At 71.6% G+C, this 20,787-nt stretch carries 17 protein-coding genes and 1 pseudogene; 9 read left to right on the plus strand and 9 right to left on the minus strand.

Annotated elements, in window-relative coordinates:
- Positions 1-78: 78 nt before the first annotated feature.
- Positions 79-1,287, minus strand: coding sequence for a pyridoxal phosphate-dependent aminotransferase (locus F9278_RS39045; RefSeq protein WP_152172513.1), 1,209 nt, complete (start codon positions 1,285-1,287; stop codon positions 79-81).
- Between the two features lie 87 nt (positions 1,288-1,374).
- Between F9278_RS39045 and F9278_RS39050 the strand changes: the two genes are divergently transcribed.
- Positions 1,375-2,010, plus strand: coding sequence for a winged helix-turn-helix transcriptional regulator (locus F9278_RS39050; RefSeq protein WP_152172514.1), 636 nt, complete (start codon positions 1,375-1,377; stop codon positions 2,008-2,010).
- 263 nt (positions 2,011-2,273) lie between these two features.
- On the opposite strand, the gene F9278_RS39055 is transcribed toward F9278_RS39050, so the two are convergent.
- From F9278_RS39055 to F9278_RS39065, 3 genes are all read right to left on the minus strand, one after another.
- Positions 2,274-3,092 (minus strand): hypothetical protein, encoded by an 819-nt coding sequence (locus F9278_RS39055; RefSeq protein ID WP_152172515.1) that lies wholly within the window; start codon positions 3,090-3,092, stop codon positions 2,274-2,276.
- A complete protein-coding gene (locus F9278_RS39060) occupies positions 3,092-4,378 on the minus strand; it encodes a VWA domain-containing protein (protein ID WP_152172516.1) in 1,287 nt (428 codons plus the stop codon). The genes F9278_RS39055 and F9278_RS39060 overlap by 1 nt, the downstream gene beginning before the upstream one ends.
- 62 nt (positions 4,379-4,440) lie before the next feature.
- Complete coding sequence (locus F9278_RS39065) at positions 4,441-5,946, minus strand: IucA/IucC family protein (protein WP_152172517.1); 1,506 nt, start codon at positions 5,944-5,946, stop codon at positions 4,441-4,443.
- A 199-nt stretch (positions 5,947-6,145) separates the two neighbouring features.
- On the opposite strand from F9278_RS39065, the gene F9278_RS39070 reads away from it, so the two are divergent.
- Positions 6,146-7,735 carry an IucA/IucC family protein gene (locus F9278_RS39070; protein WP_152172518.1) on the plus strand — a complete coding sequence of 530 codons (1,590 nt, stop codon included), beginning with the start codon at positions 6,146-6,148 and terminating at the stop codon, positions 7,733-7,735.
- Positions 7,736-9,996: 2,261 nt separating this feature from the next.
- Here F9278_RS39070 and F9278_RS49095 read toward each other — a convergent pair.
- A pseudogene (locus tag F9278_RS49095) lies at positions 9,997-10,641 on the minus strand (eCIS core domain-containing protein); the annotation flags it as partial.
- Positions 10,642-11,017: 376 nt separating this feature from the next.
- Here F9278_RS49095 and F9278_RS39085 point away from each other — a divergent pair.
- Positions 11,018-11,923, plus strand: a complete 906-nt coding sequence (locus tag F9278_RS39085; RefSeq protein ID WP_152172519.1) for a HipA family kinase — start codon at positions 11,018-11,020, stop codon at positions 11,921-11,923.
- Positions 11,920-12,204, plus strand: a complete 285-nt coding sequence (locus F9278_RS39090) for a SelT/SelW/SelH family protein (protein ID WP_152172520.1) — start codon at positions 11,920-11,922, stop codon at positions 12,202-12,204. Before F9278_RS39085 ends, F9278_RS39090 begins: the two co-directional genes overlap by 4 nt.
- A 9-nt stretch (positions 12,205-12,213) precedes the next feature.
- Here F9278_RS39090 and aceB read toward each other — a convergent pair whose 3' ends face one another.
- Together aceB and F9278_RS39100 are read right to left on the minus strand one after the other, a co-directional pair.
- Complete coding sequence (gene aceB / locus F9278_RS39095; protein WP_152172521.1) at positions 12,214-13,839, minus strand: malate synthase A; 1,626 nt, start codon at positions 13,837-13,839, stop codon at positions 12,214-12,216.
- Between the two features lie 50 nt (positions 13,840-13,889).
- On the minus strand, positions 13,890-14,561 hold the full coding sequence (locus F9278_RS39100) for a nucleotidyltransferase family protein (protein ID WP_152172522.1): 672 nt from the start codon (positions 14,559-14,561) through the stop codon (positions 13,890-13,892).
- A 247-nt stretch (positions 14,562-14,808) separates the two neighbouring features.
- On the opposite strand from F9278_RS39100, the gene F9278_RS39105 reads away from it, so the two are divergent.
- The gene (locus tag F9278_RS39105; RefSeq protein WP_152172523.1) at positions 14,809-15,123 is read left to right on the plus strand and encodes a DUF5955 family protein; all 315 of its coding nucleotides are present in this window, start codon (positions 14,809-14,811) and stop codon (positions 15,121-15,123) included.
- A 172-nt stretch (positions 15,124-15,295) separates the two neighbouring features.
- Here F9278_RS39105 and F9278_RS39110 read toward each other — a convergent pair whose 3' ends face one another.
- Entirely contained in the window at positions 15,296-16,099 is an 804-nt protein-coding gene (locus F9278_RS39110; RefSeq protein WP_152172524.1) for an IclR family transcriptional regulator, read from the minus strand.
- Between the two features lie 257 nt (positions 16,100-16,356).
- Here F9278_RS39110 and allB point away from each other — a divergent pair, with 257 nt between their 5' ends.
- The 4 genes from allB (at position 16,357) to F9278_RS39130 (ending at position 20,289) form a co-directional block, all read left to right on the plus strand.
- A complete protein-coding gene (gene allB / locus F9278_RS39115) occupies positions 16,357-17,697 on the plus strand; it encodes an allantoinase AllB (protein WP_152172525.1) in 1,341 nt (446 codons plus the stop codon).
- A 59-nt stretch (positions 17,698-17,756) separates the two neighbouring features.
- Positions 17,757-18,923: an allantoicase gene (alc, locus tag F9278_RS39120; protein WP_152172526.1), complete on the plus strand. Its 1,167-nt coding sequence runs from the start codon at positions 17,757-17,759 to the stop codon at positions 18,921-18,923.
- Positions 18,924-19,179: 256 nt separating this feature from the next.
- Complete coding sequence (locus tag F9278_RS39125) at positions 19,180-19,806, plus strand: dihydrofolate reductase family protein (protein WP_152172527.1); 627 nt, start codon at positions 19,180-19,182, stop codon at positions 19,804-19,806.
- A gap of 96 nt (positions 19,807-19,902) precedes the next feature.
- On the plus strand, positions 19,903-20,289 hold the full coding sequence (locus tag F9278_RS39130) for a ribonuclease domain-containing protein (protein WP_152172528.1): 387 nt from the start codon (positions 19,903-19,905) through the stop codon (positions 20,287-20,289).
- Between the two features lie 129 nt (positions 20,290-20,418).
- Here the strand turns inward: F9278_RS39130 and F9278_RS39135 are convergent, their stop codons facing one another.
- Positions 20,419-20,622, minus strand: coding sequence for a hypothetical protein (locus tag F9278_RS39135; RefSeq protein ID WP_152172529.1), 204 nt, complete (start codon positions 20,620-20,622; stop codon positions 20,419-20,421).
- Positions 20,623-20,787 lie beyond the last annotated feature (165 nt).

Below are 20,787 nucleotides of genomic sequence, written 5' to 3' on the forward strand. Positions count from 1 at the left end.
AGGAATAAGCTTTTATGAAATTCTGCGAAATGCTCTGCTCTGATCGATATTTGATCAGTATCAAAATAAAATGGGTCGCTATTGTCGATATCCGCTCAGGAATCGTCCGATCCGGCTGATCGCCGCGTCCAGGTCGTCGGCGTGGGGGAGGGTGAGGATGCGGAAGTGGTCGGGGGTGGGCCAGTTGAAGCCGGTGCCCTGGACCACCTGGATCTTCTCCCGCAGGAGCAGATCCAGGACGAACTTCTCGTCGTCGTGGATCTTGTGGACCTTGGGGTCGAGACGGGGAAAGGCGTACAGCGAGCCCTTCGGCTTCACGCACGACACCCCGGGGATCTCGTTGAGCTTCTCCCAGGCCACCGTGCGCTGTTCGTGCAGTCGGCCGCCCGGCGCGGTCAGGTCGTGGATGGACTGCCGGCCGCCCAGCGCGGCCTGGATGGCGTACTGGGCGGGCGCGTTGGCGCACAGACGCATGGAGGCCAGCATGGTCAGGCCCTCCAGATAGTTCCTCGCGTGCTGCTTCGGGCCGGTCACCACCAGCCAGCCCGAGCGGAAGCCCGCCACCCGGTACGTCTTCGACAGCCCGCAGAAGGTCAGCACGACCAGGTCGGGGGCGAGCGCCGCGACCGAGTGGTGCACGGCGTCGTCGTACAGGATCTGGTCGTAGATCTCGTCGGCGAACACCATCAGTCCATGGCGGCGGGCGAGGTCGAGGATGCCCTCGATGATCTCCTTCGGATAGACCGCGCCGGTGGGGTTGTTGGGGTTGATGATGACCACGGCCTTGGTGCGGTCCGTGATCTTCGACGCCATGTCGTCCAGGTCCGGGTACCAGTCGGCCTGCTCGTCGCAGAGGTAGTGGACGGCCTTGCCGCCCGCGAGGGTGGTGACGGCCGTCCAGAGCGGGAAGTCCGGGGCGGGGATGAGGATCTCGTCGCCGTCCTCGACCAGCGCCTGTACGGCCATCGAGATCAGCTCGGAGATGCCGTTGCCGAGGAAGACGTCGTCGACGCCGACCTCCAGGCCGAGGGTCTGATAGCGCCCCGCCACGGCCCGGCGGGCGGAGAGGATGCCGCGCGAGTCGGTGTAGCCGTGTGCCTGGGGCAGCATCCGGATCATGTCCTGGAGGATCTCCTCCGGCGCCTCGAAACCGAACAGCGCGGGGTTGCCGGTGTTCAGGCGCAGCACGCTGTGCCCCGCCTTCTCCAGTGCGTCGGCGTGCTCGATGACCGGGCCGCGGATCTCGTAACAGACCTCGCTGAGCTTGTTCGACTGCCGGAACTCCATGCGCGCTCGCCCCTCCGGTTTCGTGTGTTGCTTGGTTTTACCAAGTTCCAGCTTGGAAAGTCCAATGACATGTCTAGACTGCGTCGCATGTCACCACGCCGAAGCTACGACCAGTACTGTTCCGCCGCCCGCGCCCTCGATGTCGTGGGCGACCGCTGGACCCTGCTGATCGTCCGCGAACTGCTGGCCGGCCCGCGCCGCTACACGGATCTCCACGCCGACCTGCCGGGAGTGAGCACGGACGTCCTCGCCGGGCGGCTGAAGGACATGGAACGCGACGGGCTGACCACGCGGCGCCGACTGCCGCCGCCGGGAGCGGTGTACGTGTACGAACTCACCGGGCGCGGGCGGGAGTTGCTGCCGGTGTTGCAGGCGTTGGGGACGTGGGGGGAGGCGGCGCTCGGGGAGCGGCGGGCCACGGACGCGGTGCGGGCGCACTGGTTCGCGCTGCCGTTGCTCCGGGCGCTCGACGGGTTCGCCCCCGGGCTCGTCGAAGTCCGGCTGGACGAAGGGGAGTTCCATGTGTGGGTGGGCGCGGAGAAGGGGCGGCCGGTGTACGGGGACGGGCCCGCGGGGGAGGCGGCGGACGTACGGCTCACCTTCGACGCGGGCACCTGCGGTGAGCTCGGCCGGGGAGAGCTGGGGTTGAGGGATGCGGTGCGGGCGGGGCGGGTGGGGGTGGTGGGGGAGGGGGCGTTGGCCAAGGAGTTGAGGGACGGGTGAGTTGGGGTGGGGGCGGGTGGGGCGCGTTGTCGGGTGCGGGTCCGGTGGGGGCTGGTCGCGCAGTTCCCCGCGCCCCTGAAAAGAGCGGGCTGCGCCCTGCTTTTTTCACGGCCCGCCAGGACCGTGTCCTGTAGGGGCGCGGGGAACTGCGCGAGAAGCCCCACTCACCCGCACCCGACAACGCGCCCCACCCGCCCCCACCCCAGACACAAGGCCCACCGAACCGGCAAGGTTCGGCGGGCCTTGGTGAGGACGCGCGGTGGTCACACGCCCGGCGGTGGCACCCGGGCCGGCCGTCCCGACCCCCGGGTCAGGGAGTACCCCCCGATCCCGGCCAGCGCGGCGAACACCGCACCGAGCGCCGTCCACACCCACCGATCGCTCCACCAGCCGGACGCCCACCCGTCGTCGGGTTCGAGGGAGGAGAGGACCGCCTCGGTGGAGGAATCCTCACCCTCCTCGTCCTGCCCGGACGTGACGGCGACCCCCGGCACCAACGGCTGCGCCAGCGCCCCGTCGACCGCCGCGGAACCGCCGATGTCCTTGGAGTCGACCTCGACCGACGTGCTGACCGGCAGCCCCAGATCGCCCGTGGCCAGCCGGGTCGTGGTCAGCCGGACGTAGTACGTGCCCGGCAGCGGATCATCGGCCCACTGCTCCGACCAGGCCCGCACCGTACGCAGCGTGCAGGACAGCTCGACGGAGGCCGCCCCCGCCGCGGCGGTCCGGGTCTGCGCGCCGTACTGGCAGGCCTGGCGGCGCCGCAGCCCGTCGTACACGTCGAGCTGCCACGTCGACGCGGACTGCGCCCCCTCGGGCAGTTCGACGCTCGCCCGCACGGTGGGTCGCCGGCCCGCGTCGGCCGGGAACGACCAGTACAGGTAGTCGCCCGTCGAGGCGCTCGCCGTCGCCTTCTGGCCCTGCTCGAACTCCGTGGCCGTACGGAAGGAGGTGCCCGCCTCGGTGGGCGCGTCACCGTCCTCCGAAGACGCGCTCGCGGACGGGGTGGAGTCGGCCACGGCCGGGGCCACGGCCAGGCCCAGCATCAGCAGGGCCGCGATCGACACACGTGTGATCCGCATCAGTTGGTCCTCCAGACCGCGAGCCGCCAGCGTGACAGCCAGCCCCACAGCGCACCCGCCAGGAATCCGACGAGCACCAGCACACCGAGCAGCCACCAGCCGCGGCCGAGGCCGAAGGAGGCCACGTCGGCGGACCGGTCGGGGCCCTCCACGACGTCCACGGTGATCTCCAGCGGCAGACCGGGCGTGGTCTTCACCCCGCTCGCCGGTGAGTAGGAGTGGGTCACCTGCAGACACACGGTCTCGGCGGCGTCCTCGTCCGAGGAACCCCCGGAGTCGTCCTCGTCCTCGACCTCCGCCTTCGGGTAGCGCAAGCCGGTCGAGATGACGTCCGTACGGCCGTTGCCGGCCGCCTCGCCGCGTACGATCTCGCGGTTCTTCGTGGTCACCGCGCGCAGCAGCACCCCGTAGTCCGGGTTGATGTCACGGTCGGCGGCGACGCTCACCGAGGCCCGCAGCTCCTGACCCGGCTTCACCTCCACGCGGTACCAGCGCTGTTGACCGAACTCCTCGCGGTCGGTGTACAGACCGGACTCGATCGTGCGCGCCTCGGCGCAGGTCTCCGCGCCCTCGACGGCCTTCGGCACGACCACCGGATCGGCGGCCCGGTCGACCAACTGGTTGACACGGTCGGTGAGTTCGTCACGGTGCTCGATCGACGTGTACGAACCGCCGGTCGCCTCGGCGATACAGCTCAGCTGGAGCCGCATCTTGGCGTTCGGGACCAGACCGAGCGTGTCGATGGTCAGACCGATGCCCTTCGCCGCGATCTCCCGGGCCACCTCGCACGGGTCCAGCGGGGCGCAGGTGTCCTCGCCGTCGCTGATCAGCACGATCCGCTTGGTGCCCTCGCCGCCCTCCAGATCGTCGGCCGCCTTCAGCAGCGCCGGGCCGATCGGGGTCCAGCCGGTCGGCGCCAGCGTCGCCACCGCCGCCTTCGCCTCGGTGCGGTCCAGCGGCCCCACCGGGTAGAGCTGCGCGGTGTCCTTGCAGCCCGTCTTCCGGTCGTCCCCCGGGTAGTTCGCGCCGAGCGTACGGATGCCGAGCTGGACCTCCTCGGGCGTGGCGTCCAACACCTCGTTGAACGCCTGCTTCGCCGCGGCCATCCGGGACTGCCCGTCGATGTCCTTGGCCCGCATCGAACCGCTCACGTCCAGCAGGAGGTTGACCTTGGGCGCGAGGGCCGTGGTCTCGTCGGCGACGGCCGTGGTCGGGACCGCGATCCCGGCCGTCAGGACGGCGAGCAGGACGAACACCCCTGCTGCCAGCCGTTGTCTTGTGATCATCGGCGGATCCTATTGATCCGGAGGGCCACCCTTCAAAACGAGACCACCTGTTGACGATCCGTTCACCGCAGCGGCGTCGGTACCTCCGCCCAGATGTCGCCGGGCCGCTCCGGCGAAAGGCGCATCAGCGTCAACGCCTTCGTCGGTACGGGCCCCTCCAGCAGCGTGCCCAGATCGGCGGTGCGCGGCAGATCCCGTACGGCGGTGGCGAGCGCCTCGCGCAGCACGGGCGTCGAACCGGCCGTCGCGCCGAGCGTGCCCGTGATCAGGGCCCCGAACAGCTTGCGGCGCAGGGTCGTCTCGTCGTCCGTGATGATGCGGCCGGACATGGCCGGGGCCGGAACGCCGTGCCGGGCGAGCCGGGCGGGGCTGACCCGGATGTCCGCGAGGTCGCGGTAGACGAGACGGCGGGGGGCACCCGACGGGGACAGCACCACCAGGAGGTTCTGGCCGTGCGCCTCCAGGGCCACGCCCAGGTCGAGCAGCCGGAGGGAGACCGTGAGCGCGAGTCGGGTGAAGTCCGCCAGCCAGGACGGCGACCGGGGCAGCTCGGTCGTCGCCAGCGCCGCCACCGGCAGGACCCGTTCACCGGTCGCCGTGTCCGCGTACGTCTCCGGCGACTCCCGCAGCACCGCCGCCAGATCGGGCGAACCGGCGGTGACCGCGCCGAGCGTCCGGGTCACGTGCAGCAGCCCGTCGGTGCGGGCGGCGACCTCCGCCATGAAGTCCGAGACGATCCCCGAGGTCTCGATCGAGTAGACCGAGATGTCCCGCACGGAGGAGGTCAGCCGGGCGCTCAGCGCGGTCTTGACGTGCGGCCCGCCGTCCGCGAGGGCGAGCGTGCGCAGCGACATCAGCGGATGCGCCTCGATCACCTCCCCCAGAGGGCACTTGAGGACATGGGCCGCCTGCCACGGATGCACCGGGACCAGCACCCGCCCCCCGTCCCGGAACCGCTCCGGCCACTCCCCGACGACCAGCGCCTCCTCCACCGGCGCCAGCCCCAGCCGCACCACCTGCCGGTGCTCCGGCCCGTAGGCGAGCTGGTCGCACGCCGAGAACCCGGGCCGGGAACGGCAGTTGGGGTGGAACGGATGCCCGTCGACGATCGCCTGCTCCCACTCCCAACTGGTCGCCGGGGCCACGGCGGTCGCCGGCCGACCGGCCCGCGACAGCGCCAACGAGGCCACGCTGTGGTCGAGTTCGGCGGCGAAGGCGGCACCGTGCGGCACGGTCAGGGCGGTCATGAGCCGCCCCGGACGGTCGTACGCCCGCCCGTCGCACCAGACCTCCCCGACCCGCGCGGCGGTGCCGTACGGGTCCACGGCCGGGCCGTGCAGCCTGCGGCCGTCGGCGAGGTGCAGCGTGACCCCGTCGCCGCCCGCGTCCCGGCGCGTCACCCAGGGCAGCGGCTCATGCACCAGGCCCCGCCACAGCCGGGACAGCACGGCCGCCCGAGCGCCGGGCAGCGCGGTCGTGTACGGCTGCGTCAGATCGGGTCGTACGGCGCCCAGCTCGGCGCCGAGCGCCGCCTCGGCGTCGGCGTCGGACAACGGGTGACGGTCCACGGACGGGCTCCTCGGGTGCGGGGACGGTGTCGGGCGGGTACGGAACCCGCATCGGAACCTGCGACTGCTATCGACGTCGGCGTACGACCACTGCCCGCCCACCTCCACCGCGACGCATACCGGACGGACATACTGATCACGAACGCACCGTAGGGAGCGCACCGTAGGGAACGACCTAGGGATCGACCGTAGGAAACGAATGGACCCCGTGGACCGAGTGGACCCAGTGGACGCCACCCCGCCCCGCGACGACATCGGCGCCGCCGCCGACGCCCGCGCCGCCGCGCCGCTGCTGAACTGTCTCCTGCGGGAGGTGGCGGAACCGGTCGGGCCGGACGCGCCCGGAGCGCACCGGCTCAGGGCGAGCGGCCGGCTGCTGCGCGTACGCGGCACCCGCCGCCCCACCCACCCCGAGGTGCGCACGGCGGACGCCTGGCAGCCCCTCACCCACACCGAACTCGTCAAGCTCACCACCGAGGAACTCCGCGCCCTCACCGGCCTGTCCAACCCCGAACTGCCCGCCGAGATGCTCGACAGCCGCGAGGCCGTGGCCGCCGTCCTCACCGCGCGCGACCGGACCCCGGCGCCCGGGGACCCGTACCGGCGTTCCGAACAGTCCCTGATCACCGGGCACCCCTTCCACCCCGCCCCCAAGGCCCGGGGCGGCGGCCCGGCCGCCGGCTGGCTGCCGTACGCGCCCGAGGTGTACGCCCACTTCCCGCTGACCCTCCTCGGGGTCCGTGCGGACACGGTGGTCGAGGAGGGCGACACCACCGCCCTGGACGCGCTGGCCCCGGCCCCGCCCGGCTACCGGCTGCTGCCCGCCCACCCCTGGCAACTCGACCTGCTCGGCGACACGTTGACGGAGGCCTTCGCCGACGGCCGCCTCGTACGGCTGGGCCGCACCGACGGTGACGTCTGGCCGACGGCGGCGATCCGCACGGTGTACCTGCCCGGCAGCGCGCCCGGGGCGGAGTCCGGAACGGAGTCCGGGGGCGCGCCGGCCGTATCCGACCTCTTCCTCAAGTTCAGCCTGGACGTGCGGATCACCAACGACATCCGCCGCCTGTGGCGCCACGACCTGCTCAAGCTGCGTCGTACGGACCGGGCGGTCACCGAGGCCTTCGCCGCACTGCCGGGCGCCTGGCTGAGCGACCGGGGCTACCGCACCGCCGACTTCGCCTTCGAGGAACTGGCGGTACTGGTCCGCGACGGTCTGTTCGGCCATGTGCCCCCCGGCACCACCCCTTTCCTCGCCGCCGCGCTCACCGAGGGCACCGAGGCGTTCCCGGGCAACCCGCTGGCCGACGCCACCGATCCCGAGGCCTGGTGGGAGGGGTATCTGAGGGCGGTCGTCCCCCCGGCCCTCGCCGCCTTCCACGGCCACGGCGTCGTCCTGGAGGCGCATCTCCAGAACACCGTCATCGCCTGCGACCCCTCCGGCACACCCGTACGGGCCGTGTACCGCGACGCCGAGGGCGTGAAGCTCCTCCCGGACATGACCCGCGAGGCGGGCTGGGAACGGCTGGTGTACTGCCTCTTCGTCAACAACCTCCTGGAGATCGCGGCGGCCCTGGCCGAACACCACCCGGGCCTCGACCCCTGGCCCGCCGTACGACACGAACTGGCCCGCCACCCGGACGTGCCCGAGGCCGTCGACCTGCCCGACTCGCCGACCCTCCCCGGCAAGACGAACCTGCTGCTCCGCTGGACGGGCGCGGACGGAGCCGACGCCCGCTATCTGCCCCTGCCCAACCCGATCCGGCGAGGGCGGGGCAGGACGGAGTAGCGCCGCGGGGTGCGGCCCGGTGGCCGCTACCGCCTGCCCGGGAGTGTCCGCAGGTGGGTGACGAGGTTCTGATAGGCGTCGGGACTCTGGGAGTTCGCGGTGACCTTCCGCTCTTCCTCCTCCAACTCGCCACGGAACGGGGTCTGCATCAGGAAGTCGCGCAGATGCTGCCCGCCGATCCAGCGGCCGAGGTCCTTGGTGGCGGAGGCCTTGTCGCTGTAGGCACCCATCTTGTCGTCCTTCTGCATGTTCTGAAGGGCCGCCGCCGCTGCCTTGAACTCGGGCTGCCCGGGAGCGGGGGTCCCGGGGGCGTCGTAGTCGCGGCTGACGGCGGCGATGCTGTCGGCGTCCCGCCGGCGGACCCCGGCGCCGCTGTACAGCGAGTTCCGGAAGGCCTTGCTCTGATCCATGCCGATGCTCTCGTACATGATCGTCTTGCCCGCCGACAGTGCCTCGGAGGTGCTCTGGTTGCCGGTCGTCATCACGATCGGCTCGCTCGCCCTGATCAGCGTCAGCATGTCCTCGTGCGGTACCCGGTCGGCGGTGATCCAGTGCATCGTCTTGCCGCCCCCGCCGGTCTCCTGGACCGAGGTCTCCGTGGTGTTCGCCTTGGTGTTGACCGTCACCAAGCGGACCTTGGCCACCCCGAGTGCCGCGAGGTCGTTCTTCATGGCGGGGGTCAGTTCCGTCGGCTTCTGCTTGGCCGTGGACTGGACGACGTGCACATCACCGCTCCCGCCGCTCTCGATCTCGGCCACGGTGAGCGCGAATCGCACCGAACTCCTGTAGGAGTAGGCGAAATACAGCCGGGAGGAAGCGGCGGCGGCGAAGTCTCTCGCGGTCTCCTCCTGCTCCTCCGGGAAGAGCGCGGTCAGCATCTGCTTGGACCTGAGCGCGTGGACGTGCTCCAGCCGGGCCGCCCGCTTGGCCGCCTCGTCCGGGAGGGCGTCCTGCTCCTGCTTGTAGTCGCGCAGACCGGCGTCGAAGGTGATGCCGACCTCGTCCGCACCGAGCCCGGTGGTGCGACCGATGCCCGGGGCACCCGACGTGAGGTCCTCCCTCTTGGAGTACTCGGTCATCGAGGAGACCTTGCTTCCCCACTGACCGACGCTCCGCTGGAAGTTCCTGGTGGCGCTCAGCTGCGGCGCCACGACCACATGGGTGGGCGCCCCGGCGGGGTCGAGTCGCGGGGCGTCAGGGACGGCTTTGCTGCCGCCGAGCCTCGCGAACGGGTGGGCGGAGTCCTTGAAGACCCCGGGCTGCCTGTCGTGCGCCGCCATGGCGGTCAGCAGAACGATGTCGTCCTTGTTGGCCTCGGTCCGTGGGAAGCTTTCGCGCAGCGCGTCGGCGGTCTTGACACCCAGCATCAGATCGCCCCTGCCCTGGGCCTCATGGGTGAAGACGGCGATGGGGGCCCGGCCGGTCCACTGCAGGCAGCTGTAGAGCTGGTCGATGAAGAGCGGCAGGAGGTGTCCGCCGTTGCCGCTCTTCACGGATGCGGCCATCTCCTCGAACACCGCTCTGTTCAGTCGGCTCGCGGCGTTCCGGCGCAGGTGGTCGCCGGGAGTGGACCGTTCCTCCCGCAGTCCGTTCCGGGCCTCCGCGGAGTTCGCCGCGAACGCCTCCACCGAGATCTCCTTGTCCGCCGCCTCGCCCGCCTCGACCGGTACCGGAGGTGCTCCCGCCTCGACCGGCGCCGGAGGCGCGGTGGTGTGGGCGCCCGGGGCCTGCCAGGGAGCCGTGGAGGTCGACCGCCGGGGTGCCGCGGAGGTCGACGGGCGGCTGGTCGCCGAGGTCGACGGGCGGCTGCCCGCCGAGGTCGACGGGCGGTTGGTCGCGGTGAGTCCGGCCGGTTTGGGCCTCGGGACCGGCCGCGAGGGGACGACCGGGGCGGTGACGACCGGGGCGGTGACGGCAGGAGTAGTGACGGGAGGAGTCGTGACGGCAGGGACGACAGCCGGGGTGGCGGGCGTCGGAACGGCTCCCGAGGCGGAGGTCGAGGCCGAGGTCGAGGCCGAGGTCGGCTGCGAAGCCGACGTCGTCCCGGACGCCTGCTGCGGCGGCTGGGCGCACGCCACCGTCGCGAGGGCGTCGAAGGTGGTGTAGTCCTCCGGGCCTCTGCGCGCCGTGTCGACCTTGGTCCACCGGGGGTTCGACCCCGGGAACAGCTCCTTGAGCCTCGCGACCGCCCCGGGGGTGTCGTAGCCGTTCAGGTCGCCCGAGAAGGCCCGCTGCACGGGGAGTTCCGAACCGGAGGCCCCGCCGCCCGGCGCGGGCGGCGCGTCGGTGCCCGCAGGAGCGCTCTGCGGGGCGGGGCCGCTCATCACCCGGCGGGCGTTGTCCTCCGCCTCCCGCTCGAACCGGTCGGAGGGGTCCGACACCCGCAGTCCCGCACCGTTGTCGGTACCGGCGACCGGGCCGCTGCGCTGCTGGACGACATGGGTCAACTCGTGCGCCAGGGTGTGCTTGTCGGCGCCGCCGGGGCCGACGACCACATGGCTGCCCGAGGTGTAGGCGCGGGCGCCGATCTCGGTGGCGGACCGCTGGGCCACGCCGTCGGTGTGCAGACGCACATCGGAGAAGTCCGCGCCGAGCCGCTGCTCCATGTCCGCCCGTACGTCGGCGGCCAGCGGCCGGCCGGCGCTCTTCAGGACATCCGCGACGGCGGAGCGCTGCACGGGCGCCGACTCCGGGTGGCCGCACCCCGCCCCGTGCTCGTGGCGTTCCTGGGCCAGCGCACGCTGCACCGCGGCATTGCCCGCGGTGCTCTGGAGGGCGGCCATCGCCTCGGCCGTCCACCCGGCGGAGAACGCCCCCGTGACGGCGGGGCCGACCGGACCTCCGGCGACCACCGGCCGGCGCCGCCCGGCAGCGGCCTCGCCCGGACGCTCCTCTTGCGCACGCATCGTCACTCCTCGGGCTCGGGCATAAGATTCCCAGGCTCTCAAGGGGACGGGCGGCGGCACAACGGCCGGAAGGGCAGCCACGGAGGCAGCCCGGCCACCCGGCCACTATCCACATGTGCCGAAGGCGCGCCGGGACTATGCTCCGTAGGGCCTGTCGTCGAATTCCCGTCTGCCTCGCGACGCCCGGCACGCACTCTCGCCGCACCGGGCGAAAGCCCGAGTACGTCCAGTACGCGGACTTTCGCCCGGCACGCCGAGAGCACGCACCGGACGCCGCGAGGCCGCCCTTCGGGCGACGACGGGAATTCGACGACAGGCCCCGGGGTGCCGACGAGGCGGCCGACGAGGCGAGTGGGCTGGTGGGAATGCTGAGGACATGCTGAGGGAAGTCACCGCGACCCGCTATGTCGAACCCCTCCGGGCGGGCGGCTCCGTACCGGGCATCGTCGAGGCCGACGACCTCGGGACGTACGTCGTGAAGTTCACGGGCTCGGCGCAGGGGCGCAAGGCGCTGGTCGCAGAGGTGATCGTCGGCGAGCTGGCGCGGGCGCTCGGTCTGCGGTTCCCCGAGCTGGTCCTCGCGCACTTCGACCCGGCGATCGCCGAGAGCGAGCCCCACCAGGAGGTGCGGGAACTGCACGGCGCCAGCGCCGGTCTCAACCTCGGCATGGACTATCTACCGGGCGCGAAGGACTTCACCCCGGAGGTCGCGAAGGAGTTCCGGGTGGACTCCCTCGAAGCCGGCCGGATCATCTGGCTCGACGCCCTCACCGTCAACGTCGACCGCACCGTGCACAGTTCGAACCTCATGATCTGGCCCACGCTCGGCATCGCGCCCCCGCGGCTCTGGCTGATCGACCACGGCGCGGCCCTCGTCTTCCACCACCGCTGGGACACCTCGGACCCGGCCAAGGCGTACGACTTCCGCCACCACGCCCTCGGCCACTACGCCCCCGACGTCCGCGCGGCCGACGCCGAACTCGCGCCGAGGGTGACGGAGGAACTGCTGCGGCGGATCGTCGCCGAGGTCCCCGACGCCTGGCTCACGGACTCCGGGACACCGGACCGGGCGCGTGCGGCGTACGTGGAATACCTCCACGCGCGCGTACGGGCCACCGCCGCCTGGCTCCCCACCGACTTCCCCACCCGGGAGGAACTCGCCGCCGAGGAGGCTCTCCGGGCGGCGAGGACACAGCAGGGCAGGCCGAACTGGCTGAAGCGGGTCCCCGATCTGCACGGCAAGCCGGCCGCGGAACAGGATTGGTCGGTACACCTCGGATGAGTCCCGTCGTACAGATCGAGTACTGCACCCAGTGCCGCTGGCTGCCGCGCGCGGCCTGGCTGGCACAGGAGCTGCTCACCACGTTCGAGACGGAGCTGGGCGAACTCTCGCTCAAGCCCGGTACCGGCGGTGTCTTCGTCGTCCGGGTCGACGACGAGGTGGTCTGGGACCGCAAGGAGCAGGGCTTCCCCGAGCCCACGGCCGTCAAGCGGGCCGTACGCGACCGAGTGGCCCCGGGGAAGCCCCTGGGCCACTCGGACAGGAGCGCCGCGGCGGAGTAGGGCGGCGGCTCAGCCCTTGAGCCGCTCGTACGCCGGGAGGGTCAGGAAGTCGGCGTAGTCCTCGTCGAGGGCGACCTGGAGGAGGAGGTCGTGGGCCTGCTGCCAGTGGCCGGCGGCGAAGGCCTCCTCGCCGATCTCGGCGCGGACGGCGGCGAGTTCCTCGGCGGCGACCTCGCGGGCCAGCTCGGGCGTGGCCTTCTCGCCGTTCTCGAACTCGACGCCCGCGTTGATCCACTGCCAGATCTGGGAGCGGGAGATCTCGGCGGTGGCCGCGTCCTCCATCAGATTGAAGATGGCGACGGCGCCGAGGCCGCGCAGCCAGGCCTCGATGTAACGGATGCCGACCTGGACGGCGTTGACGAGACCCGGGTACGTGGGCTTCGCGTCCAGCGAGTCGACGGCGATCAGGTCGGCGGCCTTGACGTCGACGTCCTCGCGGAGACGGTCCTTCTGGTTCGGCCTGTCGCCGAGGACCGCGTCGAAGGACGCCATCGCGATCGGCACCAGGTCCGGGTGGGCCACCCACGACCCGTCGAAACCGTCGTTCGCCTCACGGTCCTTGTCGGCCTTGACCTTCTCGAAGGCGACCTTGTTGACCTCCTCGTCGCGCCGCGACGGGATGAACGCGGCCATACCGCCGATCGCGTGCGCGCCCCGCTTGTGGCAGGTGCGGACGAGGAGTTCGGTGTACGCCCGCATGAACGGGGCCGTCATCGTGACCGCGTTGCGGTCCGGGAGGACGAACTTCTGCCCGCCGTCACGGAAGTTCTTCACGATGGAGAACAGGTAGTCCCAGCGGCCCGCGTTCAACCCCGAGGCGTGGTCGCGGAGTTCGTAGAGGATCTCCTCCATCTCGTACGCGGCCGTGATCGTCTCGATCAGGACGGTCGCGCGGACGGAGCCCTGCGGGACGCCGACATGGTCCTGCGCGAAGACGAAGACCTCGTTCCAGAGCCGGGCCTCCAGGTGGGACTCCGTCTTCGGGAGGTAGAAGTACGGGCCCTTGCCGAGGTCGAGCAGCCGCTGGGCGTTGTGGAAGAAGTACAGGCCGAAGTCGACGAGCGCGCCGGGGACGGCACGGCCGTCGGCGTCGACGAGGTGGCGCTCGTCGAGATGCCAGCCGCGCGGGCGCATGACGACCGTCGCCAGCTCCTCGTTCGGGCGCAGGGCGTACGACTTGCCGGTGCGCTCGTCGGTGAAGTCGATGTTCCGGGTGTACGCGTCGGCCATGTTCACCTGGCCGAGGACCACGTTCTCCCAGGTCGGCGCGGAGGCGTCCTCGAAGTCCGCGAGCCAGATCCGCGCGCCCGAGTTGAGGGCGTTGATCGTCATCTTGCGGTCGGTGGGACCGGTGATCTCGACGCGGCGGTCGTTCAGCGCGGCGGGGGAGGGCGCCACCTTCCAGGAGTCGTCGGCGCGGATCGCGGCGGTCTCCGGGAGGAAGTCGAGCGTGGAGGTGCGGGCGATCTCGGCACGGCGCTCCGCGCGGCGCGCCAGCAGCTCGTCACGCCGGGGCGTGAACCGGCGGTGCAGCTCGTACACGAAGGCGAGGGCGGCGTCGGTCAGGACCTCGTCCTGGCGGGGCAGGGGCTCGGCGTCGACGATGGCCAGCGGGGACGGCGCTGGTGCGGACATGAGCGGTCACTTCCTTCGGCGGGGCTTCTGTTCAATGGATACTAGTTTCCTCATGGTGGAAGTTCAATGTTTTGTTGATGTCGAGATTCTTCGGGTCGATCAAGGTGGACGAGGTCGGCCTCGGTGTCGATGTCGTACGGCCGCGCCACGTCCCCGCACTCGACGAGCGTGATCGCGTCGCCGTGGGCCTTCAGATAGGCCCGCGCCCCTCGGTCGCCGGTCGCGGTCGCGGCGATCCCGGCCCAGTGGTCGGCACCGAAGAGGACGGGGTGGCCGCGTACGCCGTCGTAGGCGGCTGCGGCGAGCGCCGCGGCCGGTGGGGTCGGTTCGTATACGGCGAGGACGCGGGCCACCGCCTCCGGGCCGATGCCGGGCTGGTCGACCAGGGAGACCAGGGCGGCTTCGGCGCCCGTTCCGGCCAGCGACTCCAGGCCGGCCCGCAGCGACGAGCCCATGCCCTCGGCCCAGTCCGGGTTGTCGACCAGCACGCAGCCGGACAGCTCGGCGCGGGCGCGTACGGTCGCGGCCCCGGCGCCCAGGACCACGTGGATCCGGGCGCAGCCGCCCGCCCGGAGCACCGCGACCGCGTGTTCGACCAGGGGGCGGCCGTGATGGGTCAGCAGGGCCTTGGGCCGGCCGCCGAGACGCCGCCCGCCGCCGGCCGCCAGCAGCAGTCCGGCGACCTCGCTCCGGGTTGGTTTCCGGGCCTCATGGTGCGTCATGTTCCCTTGCATACCCGACGCATACCGCACCCGGCGCGGGTGTCGCGTGAAGCCGGACGGACCGGGGGCCGGCTTTGTGATGCCCGGGGACTGAATTTCGGTCCCCGTAGTGGCGCTCGCCACACTGATTGGCGTTTACTGGCCCGCGCCACTCCCGGCGCCCGACCGACGCCACGGGGTGGTCGGCCGTGCTCGGGCGTGCGGTCATGACTCGCGTACGAGGGAGTGGGCGAGGGGGGAGAGGGCTGTGTTGCGGAGCTTGGGGCAGAGGTCAGTGACCGGCAGTGACGAGGATCCGAGGGTGGCGGGGCTGCGGTCGGCCGTGTCCCGGCTGCGGCGTGAACTGGCCGCGCATCCGGCCGAGTTCCCCGACCGGGGGATCGCGGAGGACGAGTTGGCGGCGCTTGCCGCGATGGCGGTCACCGGGATGCCGGAGGTGCCGCGGTTACGTCGTTCGCTGCTGTTGATCGCCGGGTCGATCGGGTCGGTGAGCGCGTTGGCCCGGGGGCTGGCGGAGGTTCGTACGGCGGTGGAGCTGTTCGGGGAGCCGCCTCGCCGCTGACCGTCCCTGTCCGCGGGCCCGGTGGGGCTTCTCGCGCGGGTTCCCCGCGCCCCTGAAAAGCGGGGCTGCGCCCCTGCTTTTTCGGCCCGAAGGGGCCGTAGGCCTTCAAGGGGCGCGGGGAACCGCGCGAGAAGCCCCACTCACCCGCACCCGACAACGCGACCCCCTGACCTCAGCCCCCCGCCCCCGAACTCGCCAGCGCCTCCGAAAGCTCGACCGCCACCTGCTGAAGCACCGGCACGATCCGCTTCGTCGCGCTCTCGGTGACGCGCCCCGCCGGGCCGGAGATGGAGATCGCCGCGGCGGTGGGGGAGTCGGGGACGGAGACGGCGAGGCAGCGCACGCCGATCTCCTGTTCGTTGTCGTCGACGGCGTAGCCGAGCCGGCGGACCTCCTCCAGCGCGGTCAGGAAGCCCTCGGGTGTGGTGATCGTCTTGTCGGTCGCGGCCGGCATGCCCGTACGGGCCAGCAGCGCGCGGACCTCGTCGGCCGGGAAGTCGGCGAGCAGGGCCTTGCCGACCCCGGTGGAGTGCGGCAGCACCCGGCGGCCCACCTCGGTGAACATCCGCATGGAGTGCTTGGACGGCACCTGGGCGACGTAGACGATCTCGTCGCCGTCGAGGAGCGCCATGTTCGCCGTCTCGCCGGTCTCCTCGACGAGGCGCGCGAGATACGGCCGCGCCCAGGTGCCGAGCAGCCGGGACGCGGACTCGCCGAGACGGATCAGACGCGGGCCGAGGGCGTACCGCCGGTTGGGCTGCTGGCGTACGTAGCCGCAGACGACCAGCGTCCGCATCAGCCGGTGGATGGTCGGCAGCGGCAGCCCGCTGCTCGCGGACAGCTCGCTGAGGCCCACCTCGCCGCCGGCGTCCGCCATCCGCTCCAGCAGATCGAAGGCGCGCTCTAGGGACTGGACACCACCGGAGGGCGACTTCGGGGAGTCGGCCGTGTGGGCGCTGGCGCTGGACGTCGGCACGGGGCGCGGTCCTTTCGGGATGGCGGGCGAGATCGCAGCCTACCGGGCAGTTCATTGACTACTCGCTTGTACGTCACTACGTTCTGCTCAGTGGAATTCTGATTCCGTCTCGTGAAAACATCCAGTGTGAGGGTGCCCTTGACGGGGCGGAGGGAGGCGGGAAAACTCCTTCAACAGAACGTTGAATTCCGTTACGCGGAAGTAAACGGCGGAACTGAACGGCGGAAGTGAACAGCGGTACGGCGAGAGGGGTCCCGGTGTCCGAGGCTGAACTGGTGTTGCGCTCGACGCGCGTCCTCACCCCCGACGGGTCGCGCCCCGCCGCGGTCGCCGTCGCGGACGGCCGGATCACGGCCGTCCTCCCGTACGACGCCGAAGTACCGCCCGGCGCGCGCCTGGAGGACCTCGGCGACCATGTCCTGCTGCCCGGCCTCGTCGACACCCATGTGCATGTGAACGACCCCGGCCGCACCCACTGGGAGGGCTTCTGGACCGCCACGCGCGCGGCGGCGGCCGGTGGTATCACCACCCTCGTCGACATGCCCCTCAACTCCCTCCCGCCGACCACGACGGTCGACCACCTCCGGACCAAGCGCGAGGTCGCCGCCGACAAGGCCCATGTCGACGTCGGCTTCTGGGGCGGCGCGCTGCCCGACAACGTCAAGGATCTACGGCCGCTGCGCGACGCCGGGGTCTTCGGCTTCAAGGCGTTCCTGTCGCCGTCGGGCGTGGACGAGTTCCCGCACCTCGACCAGGAGGGCCTGGCCCGTTCCCTGGCCGAGATCGCCGGCTTCGGCGGACTGCTCATCGTGCACGCCGAGGACCCGCACCACCTCGACGCGGCCCCGCAGCGGGGCGGCCCCGGATACGCGGACTTCCTCGCCTCCCGCCCCCGCGACGCTGAGGACACCGCCATCGCGACCCTCGTCGCCGAGGCCCGACGGCTCGACGCCCGCGTCCACGTCCTCCACCTCTCCTCCAGTGACGCGCTCCCGCTGATCGCCGAGGCCAAGCGGGACGGCGTCCGCATCACCGTCGAGACCTGCCCGCACTACCTCACCCTCACCGCCGAGGAAGTCCCGGACGGGGCGAGCGAGTTCAAGTGTTGCCCGCCCATCCGGGAGTCCGCCAACCAGGACCTCCTGTGGCAGGCCCTCGCGGACGGCACGATCGACTGCGTGGTCACCGACCACTCCCCGTCCACCGCCGACCTGAAGACCGACGACTTCGCCACCGCCTGGGGCGGCATCTCCGGCCTGCAGGTGAGCCTCGCGGCGGTCTGGACGGAGGCCCGCCGGCGCGGCCTCGGCCTGGAGGACGTGGTCCGCTGGATGTCCACGCGCACGGCGGCCCTGGTCGGCCTCGACGACCGCAAGGGCGCCATCGAGGCGGGCCGCGACGCCGACTTCGCCGTCCTCGCCCCCGACGAGACCTTCACCGTCGACCCGGCCGCCCTCCACCACCGCAACCATGTCACCGCGTACGCCGGCAAGACCCTGTACGGCGTGGTCAAGTCCACCTGGCTGCGCGGCGAACGCATCGTCGCGGACGGCGAGTTCACCGAGCCGAAGGGGCAACTCCTCACCCGCACCCCCTGATTCACGTACCCCCCGCACCCGCAGTGGCGGCCGGCAACCGAAAGGCAGACCTGATCATCGTGACGGCGCAGCACCACACCCCGCCCGCGAGTTTCACCGGCGACGCGAACCCCTACGGCGGCGGCGACCCGTACGCGGACTACCGCACCACCGACTTCCCCTTCACCCGCTACGCCGACCTCGCCGACCGCAGGCTCGGGGCCGGGGTCGTCGCCGCCAACGACGAGTTCTTCGCCCACCGGGAGAACCTGCTGGTGCCCGAGCCGGCCGAGTTCGTCCCCGAGCACTTCGGGCACAAGGGCAAGGTCATGGACGGCTGGGAGACCCGCCGCCGCCGGGGCGCCTCGGCCGACCACCCCTGGCCGACGGCCGAGGACCACGACTGGGCGCTGATCCGGCTCGGCGCGCCCGGTGTGATCCGGGGGATCGTCGTCGACACGGCCCACTTCCGCGGCAACTATCCGCAGGCGGTGTCCGTCGAGGCCGCGTCGGTGGCCGGTGCCCCGTCGCCGGAGGAACTCCTCGCCGACGACGTGAAGTGGACGACCCTCGTCCCGCGCACCCCCGTCGGCGGCCACGCGGCCAACGGCTTCGCGGTCACCGTCGAGCAGCGCTTCACCCACCTCCGCCTCAACCAGCACCCCGACGGCGGCGTGGCCCGCCTGCGCGTCTACGGCGAGGCCGTGCCGGACCCGGTCTGGCTGGACGCGCTCGGTACCTTCGACGTGGTCGCCCTGGAGAACGGCGGCCTGGCCGAGGACGCCTCCAACCTCTTCTACTCGCCCGCCACCAACACCATCCAGCCCGGCCGCGCCCGGGTGATGCACGAGTGCTGGGAGACCCGCCGCCGCCGCGACCAGGGCAACGACTGGATCCGCTACCGCCTCGTCGCCCAGTCCGAGATCCGCGCCCTGGAGATCGACACGGCCTACCTCAAGGGCAACGCGGCAGGCTGGGCCACGGTCTCGATCAAGAACGACGAGAACGACGAAGCCGGCGAGAACGGCGAGCACGGCGACGGCGGCGACTGGACCGAGATCCTCCCCCGCACCCGCCTCCAGCCCGACACCAACCACCGCTTCGTCCTCGACACCCCGGTCACGGCCACCCACGCCCGCGTGGACATCTACCCCGACGGCGGCATCTCCCGCCTACGCCTCCACGGCTCCCTGACGGAAACGGGCCGGACCGCCCTGTCCACCCGCCACCAGGGGCTGGGTGGCTAGTACGCGTCCGCGGGCCCGGTGGGGGCGGGCCGCGCAGTTCCCCGCGCCCCTGAAAGGGCCGCAGGCCCTGCTTCGCTTTTCAGGGGCGCGGGGAACTGCGCGAGAAGCCCCACCGGACCCGCACCCGACACCCGACCTCGCTCCCCCCGGCCCCCAGGATCCCCGCCCACCGATGAGTTGCGGCCACCCCGGGGGTCTGCCCTGATGACAACAGACCCCCGAGCTCCCACCGGAGCATCGAAAGCAGGCACTCGTCATGGGCAAGCTCACCCTCACCTCCTTCGTCACCCTCGACGGCGTCCACCAGGCCCCCGGCGGCCCGAACGAGGATCGTCGCGACGGCTTCGCGCACGGCGGCTGGAGCGTCCCGTACGGCGACGAGGACTTCGGCCGGTTCATCGACGGAGTCTTCGGCCGGGTCGGCGCGTTCCTGCTGGGCCGCAGGACGTACGAGATCTTCGCCGCCCACTGGCCGAAGGTCACCGACCCGGGCGACCCGGTCGCGGCGAAGCTCAACTCCCTGCCCAAGTACGTCGTCTCGCACACCGTCACCGCCCCGGAGTGGAACGCCACGACCGTGCTCTCCGGCGACCTCGCCAAGGAGGTCACCGCCCTCAAGGAGGCGACCGACGGCGAGGTGCAGATCCACGGCAGCGGGCACCTCGCGCAGTCGCTGCTCGCCCTCGACCTGGTCGACACCGTGCACCTGCTGACGTTCCCGGTCGTCCTCGGCGCCGGCCGCCGCCTCTTCGTCGAGGGCGCCCTCCCGACCGCGTTCCGGCACGCCGGCGGCAGCATCAGCGGCACCGGTGTCTCGATCCAGACGTACGAACGCGCGGGCCGCCCCGAGTACGGCACCTATGAACTGCCGGAGAACGCGTGAACTCCGGTTAACTCCCGGAAAACTTAGCGGACGTGCCCGGAAAATCATGGAACTTGTCATTGACATGCCACTGTCTACGCGCGTCATCATGAAGCCATGAGATTCCCCCCACGGGCAACACGTATCGGAGCGGCGGCAGCCCTCCTGTCCGCTCTCCTCGTCGGCGGCACCGTCACCGCCACCCCGGCCGCCGCCGCGGTCGGCAGCATCTGCTACAGCGATCTGCCGTCGCAGGCGTACACCACACTCAACCTGATCGCCCAGGGCGGCCCGTACCCGTACTCGCAGGACGGCGGCGTCTTCCAGAACCGGGAGCGCATCCTGCCCAGCCGCTCCACGGGGTACTACCACGAGTACACCGTGAAGACCCCCGGCTCCTCCACCCGCGGCGCCCGCCGCATCGTCACCGGTCAGGCCCATGAGGAGGACTACTACACGGCCGACCACTACGCGTCCTTCGACCTGGTCGACCACGACTGCTGAACCCGCCCCACCGGGTTCGGCGCCGCCCGTCCCGGCCGTCCGTCCTCCCCCCACCGGACAGACGGCCGGGCGGGCCTCCACTCCCCCCGACTCCCACTCCCCCCGACTTCCGCTCGCCCTGCCTTCCGCTCACCCCGACTTCCGGCTCTCCGCCGCCGCGAACAGGGCGAACGCCAGGACGACCAGCGCGATGCTCACATAGATCTCGTAGCCGTCCAGGGCGCTCCACCGCTGTATCACCCCCCACCGCAGCTTGCCGGTGAGTTCGTACACCAGACCGCCGGAGCCCTGCAGCAGGGCGAGGAACCCGAGAAACTCCAACAACTGCTTCATGTCCTGGATCCTCGCCCCGCGGTCCCCCCATGTTCATCGGCCGCGGGGCGAGGCCTGTCCGACGGAAGTACCGATCCGTGCGGCGGCGGACCGCCGAAGGTCGACGCAGGCGCGACTTCGGTCGCGATCCCCGGCCGAGGGGAGGTGGTGGCGGCCGTCTCCGCA

Origin of the sequence: Streptomyces phaeolivaceus (assembly GCF_009184865.1) — a bacterium.
Taxonomy (GTDB): Bacteria; Actinomycetota; Actinomycetes; order Streptomycetales; family Streptomycetaceae; genus Streptomyces; species Streptomyces phaeolivaceus.